12 protein-coding genes are annotated in these 13,451 nt (G+C 59.1%); 4 read left to right on the forward strand and 8 right to left on the reverse strand.

Annotation, left to right across the window (positions count from 1 at the left end; genetic code table 11):
* Nucleotides 1-393: 393 nt before the first annotated feature.
* The 4 genes from glpD to Q7C20_RS19225 all read right to left on the reverse strand — a co-directional run bounded on the left by glpD (nucleotide 394) and on the right by Q7C20_RS19225 (nucleotide 5,511).
* A complete protein-coding gene (gene glpD / locus Q7C20_RS19210) occupies nucleotides 394-1,932 on the reverse strand; it encodes a glycerol-3-phosphate dehydrogenase (RefSeq protein ID WP_375069511.1) in 1,539 nt (512 codons plus the stop codon).
* 286 nt (nucleotides 1,933-2,218) lie between these two features.
* Nucleotides 2,219-2,974 carry a DeoR/GlpR family transcriptional regulator gene (locus tag Q7C20_RS19215; protein WP_348062180.1) on the reverse strand — a complete coding sequence of 252 codons (756 nt, stop codon included), beginning with the start codon at nucleotides 2,972-2,974 and terminating at the stop codon, nucleotides 2,219-2,221.
* Between the two features lie 95 nt (nucleotides 2,975-3,069).
* A complete protein-coding gene (gene glpK, locus Q7C20_RS19220; RefSeq protein WP_375069513.1) occupies nucleotides 3,070-4,575 on the reverse strand; it encodes a glycerol kinase GlpK in 1,506 nt (501 codons plus the stop codon).
* 78 nt (nucleotides 4,576-4,653) lie between these two features.
* Nucleotides 4,654-5,511 carry an MIP/aquaporin family protein gene (locus tag Q7C20_RS19225; RefSeq protein WP_375069515.1) on the reverse strand — a complete coding sequence of 286 codons (858 nt, stop codon included), beginning with the start codon at nucleotides 5,509-5,511 and terminating at the stop codon, nucleotides 4,654-4,656.
* Nucleotides 5,512-5,838: 327 nt separating this feature from the next.
* On the opposite strand from Q7C20_RS19225, the gene ybaK reads away from it, so the two are divergent.
* Nucleotides 5,839-6,309 (forward strand): Cys-tRNA(Pro) deacylase, encoded by a 471-nt coding sequence (gene ybaK, locus Q7C20_RS19230; RefSeq protein ID WP_375069517.1) that lies wholly within the window; start codon nucleotides 5,839-5,841, stop codon nucleotides 6,307-6,309.
* Nucleotides 6,310-6,446: 137 nt separating this feature from the next.
* Here ybaK and Q7C20_RS19235 read toward each other — a convergent pair whose 3' ends face one another.
* A complete protein-coding gene (locus Q7C20_RS19235; RefSeq protein ID WP_375069519.1) occupies nucleotides 6,447-7,556 on the reverse strand; it encodes an ABC transporter ATP-binding protein in 1,110 nt (369 codons plus the stop codon).
* Entirely contained in the window at nucleotides 7,553-8,473 is a 921-nt protein-coding gene (gene argF, locus Q7C20_RS19240; protein WP_348060114.1) for an ornithine carbamoyltransferase, read from the reverse strand. Before argF ends, Q7C20_RS19235 begins: the two co-directional genes overlap by 4 nt.
* Before the next feature lie 433 nt (nucleotides 8,474-8,906).
* Between argF and Q7C20_RS19245 the strand changes: the two genes are divergently transcribed.
* Nucleotides 8,907-11,015, forward strand: coding sequence for a molybdopterin oxidoreductase family protein (locus Q7C20_RS19245; protein WP_375069521.1), 2,109 nt, complete (start codon nucleotides 8,907-8,909; stop codon nucleotides 11,013-11,015).
* A gap of 84 nt (nucleotides 11,016-11,099) precedes the next feature.
* Complete coding sequence (gene grxD, locus Q7C20_RS19250) at nucleotides 11,100-11,438, forward strand: Grx4 family monothiol glutaredoxin (protein WP_375069522.1); 339 nt, start codon at nucleotides 11,100-11,102, stop codon at nucleotides 11,436-11,438.
* A gap of 68 nt (nucleotides 11,439-11,506) precedes the next feature.
* Here the strand turns inward: grxD and bfr are convergent, their stop codons facing one another.
* Together bfr and Q7C20_RS19260 are read right to left on the reverse strand one after the other, a co-directional pair.
* Entirely contained in the window at nucleotides 11,507-11,977 is a 471-nt protein-coding gene (bfr, locus tag Q7C20_RS19255) for a bacterioferritin (RefSeq protein ID WP_348060110.1), read from the reverse strand.
* A gap of 200 nt (nucleotides 11,978-12,177) precedes the next feature.
* Nucleotides 12,178-12,396: a bacterioferritin-associated ferredoxin gene (locus Q7C20_RS19260; RefSeq protein ID WP_010564137.1), complete on the reverse strand. Its 219-nt coding sequence runs from the start codon at nucleotides 12,394-12,396 to the stop codon at nucleotides 12,178-12,180.
* A 243-nt stretch (nucleotides 12,397-12,639) separates the two neighbouring features.
* On the opposite strand from Q7C20_RS19260, the gene Q7C20_RS19265 reads away from it, so the two are divergent.
* Nucleotides 12,640-13,242, forward strand: coding sequence for a peroxiredoxin (locus Q7C20_RS19265; protein ID WP_003172097.1), 603 nt, complete (start codon nucleotides 12,640-12,642; stop codon nucleotides 13,240-13,242).
* The last annotated feature ends 209 nt before the right edge of the window (nucleotides 13,243-13,451 follow it).

Raw genomic sequence — 13,451 nt, forward strand, 5'->3', positions numbered from 1 at the left:
TTTTGTTTGTTGCTGTTGCGTGGGGGGGGGGGGGGGCGGCTTGCGCCGGTTTTCTACCCACAACAAAACCCCCCCCCCCCCCCCCCGCGCCCCCCCCCCCCCCCGCTCCCACAGTTTTGACCGAGTACAACTTCAATGGCTGCACAAGTCCGCTCTTCTGTGGGAGCTGGCTTGTCGAATCGTCGCACCGCTGCGATGCAGGCACCTCGGTCTATCAGGCACACCCAGTAGATGCCATCGCAGGCAAGCCAGCTCCCACATGGAAAGATGGTTTCATATAGCCGTCCAGCCTCCTCATCCAATGGCTTTCAGCGACAATCCCTCGGCCCAAAAAAGCCCCTGGACCTTTCGGTGCAGGGGCTTGGCTTTAAGCAGCAGGCGCCGAGTGGCTAATCAGGCCGCTTCAATCTTTGCGCGGGTTTGCTCAACCTTGGACAGGTAGCGCTGCACCTTTTCCTGTTCTTCCGGCGTGGTGGACAGGCCCAGTTTGGTGCGGCGCCACAGCACGTCCTGAGGCCCGGTTACCCATTCTTCGGCGCACAGGTAATCGACTTCGCGGGTGTACAGGCCGCCACCCAGGTGGTCGCCCAGGTCTGCCAGCGTTTGCACGCCTTCCAGCAAGCGCCAGGTGCGGCTGCCGTAAGTGGTCGACCAACGGCTCGCGATCTCGGCGGGCAACCAGTCAAATTTGGTGCGAATGGCGTCGGCCAGGGCTTCTGGCGTGGTCATGTTTTCGCCGCCAGGCAGAGTGGCCTTTGCGGTCCAGCTCGGGCGCATGTGCGTGAAGAACGGTGCGAGCAGCGCCATCGCCGACTCGGCGAGCTTGCGATAGGTCGTCAGCTTGCCGCCGAACACCGAGAGGATCGGCGCTTCGCCGCTATCCCCGGACACCGCCAAGGTGTAGTCGCGCGTGATGGCCGACGGGTTATCCGACTCGTCGTTGCACAGAGGGCGCACACCTGAATAGGCGTGGACGATATCGTCGCGGCTCAGTTGTTTCTTGAAGTGCGCGTTGACCACTTTGAGCATGTAGTCGGTTTCACCTTCGGTAATCGCCACTTTTGCCGGGTCACCGGTGTATTCGCGGTCGGTGGTGCCGATGATGGTCAAGTCGTTCAGGTACGGAATGGTGAAAACGATGCGCTGGTCTTCGTTCTGCAAGATGTGCGCGTGGGCGCCTTCATACAGTTTCGGCACGATCAGGTGGCTGCCCTGAATCAGGCGGATGCCGTACGGCGAATCCAGCTTCAGGTCATCCCTGATGAACTTGGCGACCCACGGGCCGGCCGCGTTCACCAGCGCGCGAGCGCGGATCGAGAACAGGCTGCCATCGGCGCGTTCCATGTTCATTTCCCACAGGCCGTTGCTGCGGTGAGCGCTGACGCAACGGGTCTGGGTGTGGATGTGCGCGCCTTTTTCGCGGGCGGCCATGGCGTTCAGTACCACAAGGCGGGCGTCATCCACCCAGCAGTCGGAGTATTCGAAGCCTTTGGTGATTTCGCTTTTCAGCGGGCTGTTCGCGCCGAACTTGATGCTTTTCGAACCTGCGAGTGTTTCGCGCTTGCCGAGGTGGTCGTACAGGAACAAACCCGCGCGAATCATCCACGCCGGGCGCAGGTGAGGGCGGTGCGGCAATACGAAACGCATTTGTTTGACGATGTGCGGGGCCTTGGCCAACAGCACTTCACGTTCGGCCAGTGCTTCGCGCACCAGGCGGAATTCGTAATGTTCCAGGTAGCGCAGGCCGCCGTGGATCAGCTTGCTACTGGCGGAGGAGGTGTGGCTGGCCAGGTCGTCCTTTTCGCAAAGGAATACCGACAACCCGCGACCGGCTGCGTCTGCTGCAATGCCGACGCCATTGATCCCGCCACCGATTACGGCTACGTCATAGACTTCGGCAAGCGGTGGAGCAGGCAAGGTGGAAGGGTTCATCGGCTGTCCTCGCGATCTTTATCGTCTTGGAATTCGAACATTAATGTTCATTTGCGAAAATGGTAGCTGATAAACGCGCGCACAGCCACCCGAGTTCGATTGAAAAAACTCATCGAAGGGCGGGGAAAGGAAGAATTGTGAACATGAACCTGAGGAAGGCTCTAAATGTGTGGTGCTGGAAAATCGTCTTCGCGAGCAAGCCCGCTCCCACTTTTGACCGAGTTCCAGCATGGGAATGCAGTCGAATGTGGGAGCGGGCTTGCTCGCGAAGGCGTCAGTACAGGCGCTAAACCACTTCCAGCCTGACCTTATGCTGATTCAACAACTGCACCAGCGCCGGCACTGGCTGTTGATCGGTCACCAGGCAGTCCACCAAACTGATCGGCCCCAAGCGAATCATGGCATTGCGCCCGAATTTGCTGGAGTCCGCTGCCAGGATCACCTGACGCGCATTGGCAATAATCGCCTGTGAAACCCGCACTTCCTGGTAATCGAAGTCCAGCAGGCTGCCGTCTTCGTCAATGCCGCTGATGCCCACCAGCGCGAAGTCGACCTTGAACTGGTTGATAAAGTCGACGCTGGCCTGGCCCACCACACCGCCGTCACGGCGCACGTTGCCGCCGGTCAGCAACACGTCAAAGTCATCCTTGGCACTGAGCATGGTGGCGACGTTGAGGTTGTTGGTGATGATTTTCAGGTGGTTGTGATTCAGCAGCGCTCGGGCAATGGATTCGGTGGTGGTGCCGATATTGATGAAAATCGAGGCGTGATCGGGGATTTGCGCCGCGATAGCCTCGCCGATGCGTTGTTTTTCATCACGCATCTGGTCGGCACGCATGGCGTACGCAGTGTTTTCAACGCTGGAGTCATAGGCCGCGCCGCCGTGGTAGCGGCGCAGCAGATTGGCGTCCGCCAGCTGGTTGATATCGCGGCGGATGGTTTGCGGGGTAACAACGAACAGCTGCGCCATTTCTTCGATACTGACGTAGCCGCGTTCGCGGACCAGCTCGAGAATTTGTTGTTGGCGGGGAGGCAGATTCATGGGGCGTCCTTCGGGCTGCCATACAAAAGTGGCCCATGATGACGCAGGAATCCGCTCCCTGCCAGTTAGAACCCTCTCCAGGTCACGCGCTTGGCTTATTCAGCGCCTTCGTGCGGTTCCCAGTCACGGGTGCGGCTGACCGCTTTTTGCCAGCCGGCGTAGAGCTTCTCTTTGGCGACTTCGTCCAGTTGCGGTTCGAATTCGCGCTCGATCACCGCCTTGCCACGCAACTCGTCCAGGCTACCCCAGAAGCCGCAGGCCAGGCCCGCCAAGTAGGCCGCGCCCAATGCCGTGGTCTCACGCATTTGCGGGCGCTCAACCTGGGTGCCGAGGATGTCGGCCTGGAATTGCATCAGGAAGTTGTTGGCCACCGCGCCGCCGTCCACGCGCAGGGCTTTGAGGCGTTCGCCCGAATCCTGCTGCATTGCGTCCAGCACGTCGCGCGTCTGGTAGGCAATCGACTCCAGGGCTGCACGAATAATGTGATCCACGCGTACGCCACGGGTTAGGCCGAACAGCGCGCCTCGGGCATACGGGTCCCAGTATGGCGCGCCCAGGCCGGTGAAGGCTGGCACCAGGTACACGCCGTTGCTGTCCTTGACCTTGCCGGCAAAGTATTCGGTGTCGGTGGCGTCGGCGATGATTTTCAACTCGTCACGCAGCCATTGCACGGTGGAGCCGCCATTGAATACTGCGCCTTCCAGGGCGTAAGCCACTTCGCCACGCGGGCCGCAGGCGATGGTGGTGAGCATGCCGTGCTTGGATTTCACCGCCTTGTCGCCGGTGTTCATCAGCAGGAAGCAGCCGGTGCCGTAGGTGTTTTTGGCTTGGCCAGGTTCTACACACATCTGGCCGAACAGCGCGGCTTGCTGGTCACCGGCGATACCGCCAATGGCAATGCCGCTTTTGGTGCGGCCGTAGATTTCCGAGGAGGACTTCACTTCCGGCAGCATTTCGCGTGGCACGTCGAGAATCTCCAGCATCTTCGCATCCCATTCCAGGGTGTGGATGTTGAAGAGCATGGTGCGCGAGGCGTTGGTGTAGTCGGTGACGTGGGTCTTGCCGCCGGTAAATTTCCAGATCAGCCAGCTGTCGATGGTGCCGAACATCAGCTCGCCGTTGCGCGCACGCTCGCGGCTGCCTTCGACGTTGTCGAGGATCCACTTGAGCTTGGTGCCGGAGAAGTACGGGTCGGTGACCAGGCCGGTGGCGTCGTTGATGTATTGCTCGTGGCCATCGCGCTTGAGTTGCTGGCAGATCTCGGTGCTGCGGCGGCACTGCCAGACGATCGCGTTGTAGATCGGGCGACCGGTGACCTTGTCCCACACCACGGTGGTTTCACGTTGGTTGGTGATGCCGATGGCGGCGACCTGGTCATGGTGCAGGCCGGCTTGCGCCAGGGCTTCGACCATGACCGCGCTCTGGGTGGCGAAAATTTCCATCGGGTCATGTTCGACCCAGCCAGGTTGCGGGTAATGCTGGGTGAATTCGCGCTGGGCGGTGCAGACCACGTTGGCGTCGCGATCAAAGATGATCGCCCGGGAACTGGTGGTGCCCTGGTCAAGGGCGATGATGTAGTTCTTATTCTGAATATCGGTCATGTCGAATGCCTTGGAAAATAAGAAAATCGGTAGTCAGCCTGGGCCACGAAAGGGGCAGATGCGTCCAGGCTGGCGCTATCAGGAAATACGGGTCTTGCCGTTGACAGCCGTGTCAGGTGTTTCTTCAGCTATAGCAGGTGCGGCACTCGGCAGATGACGGGCAATCAGCCCGCGATAAGCCGCAGCACCGAGGCATGCGCCAACAATCGGCGCGAAAATCGGTACCAGGAAGTAAGGAATGTCGCGACCGCCAGTGAAGGCTATTTCACCCCAGCCAGCGAAAAAGGTCATCAGCTTGGGGCCGAAATCCCGTGCCGGGTTCATCGCAAAGCCGGTCAGCGGGCCCATGGCGCTACCGATTACGGCGATCAACAGGCCGATCAGCAGCGGTGCCAGCGGGCCACGTGGCAGGCCATTGTTGTCATCGGTGAGGGCCATGATTACGCCCATCAGAATGGCGGTGATGACCATTTCAACCAGGAATGCCTGGGCGGTGCTCAGCAGCGCATGGGGGTAAGTGGAGAATACCGACGCCAATTCCAGGCTGGCCTGGGAGCCGCGAACCATGTGATGGGTTTGTTCGTAATCGAAAAACAGATTGCTATAGAGCGTGTACACCAAGGCGGCCGAGCAGAAGGCGCCGGCGATTTGGGCGAGAATGTAGAAGGGCAGTTTGCGCTTTTCGAAATCGGCAAAGATGCACAGGGCGATACTGACCGCAGGATTGAGGTGAGCCCCAGAAATACCGGCAGTGAGGTAGATCGCCATACTGACGCCGATGCCCCAGATGATACTGATCTCCCACAACCCGAAGCTGGCACCCGCAACCTTGAGCGCAGCGACACATCCTGTACCGAAGAAGATCAGAAGCGCAGTCCCCAGGAACTCGGCCATGCATTGGCTCGAAAGTGAAGGCTGTTGAAGAGCAGTTGTCATGGAAAACCTCAATTGTTGTTCTTGTCTGGCGCACAACCTCAGTGGGTTGTTGCGTGATTTTCACCGCAGGCAGGATCCCCATCCTGCCCGCGGCTTGCTGCTTGAACACTGCAAGTCTATTCCTACAGCATTCGGAAACGAAAAAATATAGACAAGAATGACGCCTGTCAAAGGTCGAAAGTGAACGGTTGGTCATTTTCAAACTATTGGTCTGATGAATGATCATGTCGACAACGCACGCTGCTCATCTTTCCAGTGGGCGCGCTAGAGCCTTTTGCAGGGTCTTGGCCTAGAATTGGGGCTCTGTTCGCCACGCCCGGAACCGCCATGACCCCTGCATTGGACCTGTTGAAAAAAGTTCGCGCCGAACATCGCATCCACAGTTATGAACATGATCCCAAGGCGGCGTCGTATGGCCTGGAGGCCGCAGAGAAATTGGGCCTCGACCCGGCGCAGGTGTTCAAGACCTTGCTGGCCAGCAGTGAGAAAGGCGAATTGTTGGTAGCCGTGGTGCCGGTCGTCGGAAGCCTTGATTTAAAAGCCTTGGCGCAGGCAGCCGGGGTGAAAAAAGTCGAGATGGCTGACCCGGCGGCCGCGCAGCGTTCTACCGGTTACCTGTTAGGCGGCATCAGCCCGTTGGGGCAGAAGAAGCGCTTGCGCACTTTTATCGATGCGACGGCGCAGCCGTTTGCGACGATTTTTGTGAGTGCGGGGCGCAGGGGATTGGAAGTGGAGCTGTCGGCGGCGGTGTTGGCTGAGCATACCCAGGCCAAATTTGCAGAAATTGGCCGGGCTTAATCTTCTTTCGAAATAAATGAAAATCTAAATGTGGGAGCGGGCTTGCTCGCGAATACGGAGTGTCAGTCGATATATTCATCACTGATACACCGCATTCGCGAGCAAGCCCGCTCCCACATTTTTTTGATTCGGTTTCGTCAGTTAGCGGGGCTGTAGCGGCGCACGCCAGACTCGGTATGAGGAATCTGCGCCGCCGTACTGCCAGAAGCCTGAAACAACACCAGATGCTCCGCCGCCACCCGAATTCCCACGTCCACACCGACCTGATGGTCCGCATGGCTCGGGAAAATCGACTCCAACTGCGCACCCGTCGGCAATTGCAGGCGGTACAGCGTCGAAGCCCCGAGGAACGTCTTGCCGACAATTCGCGCTTTCAACGCGCTGTCCGGCGCGTAAACGATGTCATCCGGGCGCAACAGCACGTCCACCGCCCCACCGGTCGGCCAGGTGTAGGCGCGATTGCCGCGCAAGTCACCCAGTTCAGTGCTGACGGATTCCGGCGAACTCAACTGACCACGAATGAAATAACCCTGGCCGATAAAGCTGGCCACATAAGGCGTCTGAGGTTCGTGATAGAGGTTGTAGGGCGTGTCCCACTGTTCAAGACGGCCCTCCTTGAACACCCCCACTTGGTCGCTCACGGCGAAGGCTTCTTCCTGATCATGGGTGACCAGAATCGCACTGGTGCCGCGCGCCTTGAGAATGTCGCGCACCTCATGGCTGAGCTTGCGTCGCAGCTCGCCGTCGAGGTTGGAAAACGGCTCGTCCAGCAACAACAGTTGCGGCTCCGGCGCCAGGGCGCGGGCGAGGGCGACGCGTTGTTGCTGGCCGCCGGACAGCTCGTGGGGGAAACGCTTGCCGAGGTTCTTCAGGTTGACCAGTTCCAGCAACTCGGCAACCACGCGATCTTTTTGCGGGTGCTTGCGAATGCCGAAGGCAATGTTGTCGGCCACGCTGAGATGGGGAAACAGTGCGTAGTCCTGGAACACCATGCCGATACGACGTTTCTCCGGCGCCAGGGTAAACCCGGCACTGGAGATCACTTCGCCGGCCAGGCTGATTTCGCCTTCGTACACCGGCTCGAACCCGGCAATTGCGCGCAGGGTCGTGGTTTTGCCGCAGCCCGAGGAGCCCAGCAGGCAACCAATGTCGCCGGCGTTGAGGTGCAGATTGAGGTTCTGCACCACCCGTTGATCTTGATAGCCGCATGCCAGATTGCGCAGGTTCAGCAGTAAAGGCTGGCTCATGCGTGGTGGTACGACGGCGGCACGAGGAATTCGAGCAATGCTTTTTGCGCGTGCAGACGGTTCTCGGCTTGGTCCCAGGCGACCGAGCGAGTGTCGTCGAGCAGGTCGAGGCTGATTTCTTCGCCACGGTGAGCGGGCAGGCAATGCATGAACAGTACATCCGGCGCAGCCAGGTCGAGCAGGGCGCGGGTCACCTGGAATGGCGCGAACAGGGCCAGTCGCTTGGCGGTTTCTTCTTCCTGGCCCATGGACGTCCACACGTCGGTGCTGACCAGGTGCGCGCCGAGCACGGCATCACGCGGGTCGCGCACCAGGGTAACGCGGTCACCGGCTTGGGCGAGGAAGCGTGCATCGGGCTCGTAGCCTTCCGGGCAGGCAATGCGCAACTGGAAGTCGAACTGGATCGCCGCTTCTATATAGCTGTTGCACATGTTGTTGCCGTCGCCGATCCAGGCCACGGTCTTGCCCTGGATCGAACCCCTGTGTTCAAGGAAGGTTTGCATGTCGGCCAGCAACTGGCACGGGTGCAGGTCATCGGACAAACCGTTGATCACCGGCACGCGGGAATTGGCGGAAAATTCGGTCACGGTGCTGTGGGCGAAGGTACGGATCATCACCGCGTCGAGCATGCTCGACATCACGATGGCGCTGTCGGCGACGGTTTCGCCGCGGCCCAATTGGGTATCGCGCGACGACAGGAAGATGGCCTGGCCACCCAGCTGGATCATGCCGGCTTCGAACGACACGCGGGTGCGGGTCGAGGATTTTTCGAAAATCATCCCGAGCACACGGTTTTTCAAAGGCTCGAACAGTACGCCGCGGTTACGCAGGTCTTTAAGCTCAATGCCTCGACGGATCACGCTGACCAGCTCTTCGGGCGTGCAATCCATCAGGGAGAGAAAGTGCCTTGCGCTCATCATTAACTACCTTTTTGCAACAGACCGCAGATACTCAAAGCCTTGTTTATTGTGACAACGGGCGAGACCTGCGGCGAAAGCCGCACGGGGCGACGAAATAGGGGAAGGCGCGATCTTATAATTAAATGTCGCGTCTTACCAATAGGGCTACGGTTTTTAAGGGTGTTCAGACGTGCGCGAAAGCGCTTTTGAAGACAATTAACGGACAGCAGCGGGCCATTTGTACACTGGCGTCGAGATAGTTTGCAACGCGCCGGGGCGGGCTCAGGCCAGACGGCGGCGGTTTCAGCGGCTTGCGGGAGGGTTTTGAAACTTTTTCTCACGCATGGCCATGCCTTGGCTTGATGCCACTCGATTCACCGGGCGAAGGTTAGTGGTGCTCGCCTGGGACGCGGCTCATAGTGAACTCAAAGCCCTGATAAAGAGACTGGCCATGACCAAGACTCTCCACCACCGTGCCTGCCATCTGTGTGAAGCCATCTGTGGCCTGACCCTGGAAACCACTCACGCCGACGACGGCAGCCTGGCGATCACCTCGATCAAGGGCGACCCGCTCGACACCTTCAGCCGCGGGCATATCTGCCCCAAGGCGGTGGCGCTGCAGGATATCCAGAATGACCCGGACCGCCTGCGCCAGCCGATGTTGCGCGAGGGCAGCGAGTGGCGGCCGATTGCGTGGGAACAAGCCTTTGCGCTCGTAGCCGAACGGCTGGCAGGCATCCAGGCGCGCCATGGGCAGAATGCCGTGGCGGTTTATCAGGGCAACCCCAGCGTGCACAACTACGGGCTGATGACCCACAGCAACTACTTCCTCGGCCAGTTGAAGACGCGTAATCGCTTCTCGGCTACCTCTGTTGATCAATTGCCCCATCACCTCACCAGTCACTTGATGTACGGGCACGGCCTGCTGCTGCCGATTCCCGACATCGATCACACCGACTTTATGCTGATTCTGGGCGGCAACCCGCTGGCGTCCAACGGCAGCATCATGACCGTGCCCGACGTGGAAAAACGCCTTAAGGCGATCCAGGCGCGAGGCGGCAAAGTCGTGGTAGTCGACCCACGCCGCAGCGAGACGGCGGCAATCGCTGACCAGCACCTGTTCGTGCGCCCAGGTGGCGATGCGGCGTTGTTGTTTGGCGTGCTCAATACCCTGTTCAACGAGCGCCTGACGCGCGACAGTCATTTGCCGGTTGAAGGCCTTGAAGAAGTGCGCCGCGCCATTGCCGGGTTTACCGCCGACGCCATGAGCCGCCAATGCGCAGTGCCGGCCGAGCAGATTCGACAGTTGGCGCGGGATTTTGCGGCAGCAGATAAAGCGGTGTGCTACGGGCGTATGGGCGTGTCGACTCAAGCATTCGGCACGCTGTGCCATTGGCTGGTGCAACTGATCAACCTGGTTACTGGCAACCTTGACCGTGTCGGCGGTGCGTTGTGCACCACGCCGGCCGTGGATTTGGTGGCCTCCACCGGCGGCGGGCATTTCAATCGCTGGCAGAGCCGGGTGTCGGGTCGCCCTGAATACGGCGGCGAGCTGCCGGTGTCGGCGCTGGCTGAAGAAATGCTCACCGAGGGCGACGGGCAAATCCGCGCGCTGGTGACGGTGGCGGGCAACCCCGTGCTGTCTACGCCAAATGGTCGGCAACTGGAGCAGGCTCTGGAAGGTCTGGAGTTTATGGTCAGCATCGATCTCTATATCAACGAGACCACGCGGTACGCCGACCTGATCCTGCCGTCGACCTCGGCGCTGGAAAACGATCACTACGACACAACGTTCAATATGTTCGCGGTGCGCAACGTCACCCGTTTCAACCGTGCGATTCTGCCCAAGCCTGAAGGCGCACTGCACGACTGGGAAATCTTTGTGGGCCTGGCCAAAGCGTTTTCGGCGCAGACCGGCGTGGCGCTGAAACCGACGATGGCGCCCGCGCAAATGATTGATCTCGGGTTGCGCGCGGGGTCGTACGGTGACGCTTCCGAACACAAATTATCGGTGGCGATGCTGGCTGATCATCCCCACGGCGTTGATTTGGGCCCGCTGCATGCCAATCTTGCGGCGCGCTTGAAAACCACCAACGGCAACGTGCAGGCAGCGCCCGCTGTGATCCTGGCGGACCTTGCACGCTTCGCCGCGCAGCCGGTGCCAGTGGATGACGAACTGCTGCTGATCGGCCGTCGCCATGTACGCAGCAATAATTCCTGGATGCACAACTATCACCGTTTGGTGAAGGGCAAGCCGCGCCACCAACTGCTGATGCACCCGGATGACCTTTCCAGTCGTCAATTGAGCGATGGCCAGCGTGTGCGTGTCAGCTCGCGCATCGGCATGATCGAAGTGGAAGTGGTCGCCAGCCTGGACATGATGCCCGGCGTGGTCAGCCTGCCTCACGGTTGGGGCCACGGCCGCCCGGGCGTGCAGATGAGCATCGCCAGCAGCCAGCCCGATGCGAGTGCGAATGACCTGACCGACGAGCGGCATGTCGATGAATTGTCTGGAAATGCCGCGCTGAACGGCGTGCCGGTCCAGGTGGCCGCCGCATAAGGCCCGAGCACCGCGCTGGAATTTTGCGTTACAATGCGCCACCGTGCCGACCTGTGAGTCGCAAAGTTCCAGCCGAGGTGTTCCATGGATATCATCGAAACGATCAAAGAGCAGATTGCTGCCAACACCATTCTGCTTTACATGAAGGGCGCGCCGAACGCTCCTCAGTGCGGTTTCTCCGCGAAGGCCTCCCAGGCAATCATGGCGTGTGGCGAGAAATTCGCTTACGTGGACATCCTGCAAAACCCGGAAATTCGCGCGAACCTGCCGAAGTACGCCAACTGGCCAACCTTCCCACAACTGTGGGTAGCCGGTGAGCTGGTCGGCGGTAGCGACATCATCACTGAGATGCAGGCAGATGGTTCGTTGCAAGCGCTGATCAAAGACGCAGCGGCAAACGCGGCGGCCAAGACCGACGCTTGATTCGCCTGCAATAAAAAGCCCCGCTTCTCGAATGAGAGCGGGGCTTTTTTGTACCTGCGCGAAGTGGGTTATTCGCCCATCTGCGATTGCAGGTAGTTTTCCAGGCTGACTTTGACGATCAGGCCCTGTTGGGTTTCGAGCCAGTCGATGTGCTCTTCCTGATCTTCCAGGATGTCTTCCAGCAGCTCACGGCTGCCGTAGTCGCCGGTCACTTCACAGTGAGAAATGGCGGCCTTGAGGTCGCTGTGGCTCTTGCGCTCGAAGCCCAGGTCGCTGCTGATCATTTCCTGGGTGTGCTCGCCGATGTTGAGCTTGCCGAGGTCCTGCACGTTCGGCAGGCCTTCCAGGAACAGGATGCGCTTGATCAGCGCATCAGCGTCTTTCATGGCCTTGATCGACTCTTTGTACTCACGCTTGCCGAGCTTTTCCAGGCCCCAATCGTCATACATGCGCGCATGCAGAAAGTACTGATTGATCGCGACCAGTTCATTGGCAAGGATTTTGTTGAGTTGCTGGATGACTGAAATGTCGCCTTTCATGACTGGGGTCCTGCCCTGTAATCGCTGTGTAGGTGCAGAGTTTGAGCGGCGCAAACCCGAGTGTCAAACCTAAGTTATTGAATAATAAATGAAAATTAATCGGAATAAGAATGTTTGTGTTCCGCGTCTTGGGCCTAACTAGTTGAATTACAGGCATAAAAAAACCGAACACTAAGTTCGGTTCTTTAAAACACCCCTGTTTAGGCGTGTGTAAATTCTGCTGAGTAGGGGAGCGCGGCCTGGGCTGTTTGCAGCTGGGTCAGGGTTTCCCGTACCACTTGCTTGGCGAGGCAAGCACATTTACCGCACTGGCTGGCAACGCCGGTGGTTTCACGCACTTCCTTGTAGCTGCAGCAACCTTCATAGATTGCTTCGCGGATTTGTCCGTCGGTGACGCCAGTGCAGAGGCAGACATACATAAGGGAGAACCGTCGCGGGTTTAAGGCTTAAGTGCGATGGATCTTAATGTTAACGAGAATGATTGTCAAAGTAGATTCGCAGGTCTTTTCACTGCTCAGGCGTCGCGCTGACGAACGGTTTTTTCAGTGTATGATGGCCGGTCTTCACGAAGCGTGACTGTGTCACTGGGCTGTCGCTTGATAGCGGCAGACTTGGGCCGGTCCTTTTACTTCAATCGTCACCCCAGCATCAGGAGATACCCAATGAGCGTACTCGTCGGCAAACAAGCCCCGGATTTCGATGTACCTGCCGTCCTCGGCAATGGCGAAATCGTAGACAGCTTCAAACTGTCTGAAGCCATCAAAGGCAAATACGGCCTGGTGTTTTTCTACCCGCTGGACTTCACCTTCGTCTGCCCGTCCGAGCTGATTGCTCTGGACCACCGCATGGACGATTTCAAGGCGCGCAACGTTGAAGTGGTTGCCGTTTCCATTGACTCCCATTTCACCCACAACGCCTGGCGTAACACTGCCATCAATGATGGCGGCATCGGCAAAGTCAAATACACCATGGCTGCCGACATGAAGCACGACATCGCCAAGGCCTACGACGTTGAGTCCGAAGGCGGCGTGGCTTTCCGTGGCGCGTTCCTGATCGACGACAAGGGCGTTGTGCGCTCGCAGATCATCAACGACCTGCCGCTGGGCCGTAACATGGAAGAGCTGATCCGCCTGGTCGACGCCCTGCAATTCCACGAAGAGCACGGCGAAGTCTGCCCTGCCAACTGGAAAAAAGGCGACAAAGGCATGAACGCTTCGCCAGAAGGCGTTGCGGCTTACCTGACCGAGAACGCTGGCAAGCTGTAAGCCAGATTCGCGGGACAAAAAAACCGGCCTGAGAAGGCCGGTTTTTTTATGCACTGCATTTGGGTTTGTGGCGAGCGAGCTTCTTTGGCGAGCGAGCTTGTTGTGGCGAGCGGGCTTGCCCGCGTTGGGCTGCGCAGCGGCCCCAATAAGGCCCCCGCGGTTAACCTGTTAAACCGCGGTGTCAGGATCTGGGCTGCTTCGCAGCCCAA

The sequence above is a fragment of the Pseudomonas sp. AMR01 genome (assembly GCF_041946035.1).
Classification (GTDB): Bacteria; Pseudomonadota; Gammaproteobacteria; order Pseudomonadales; family Pseudomonadaceae; genus Aquipseudomonas; species Aquipseudomonas antarctica_B.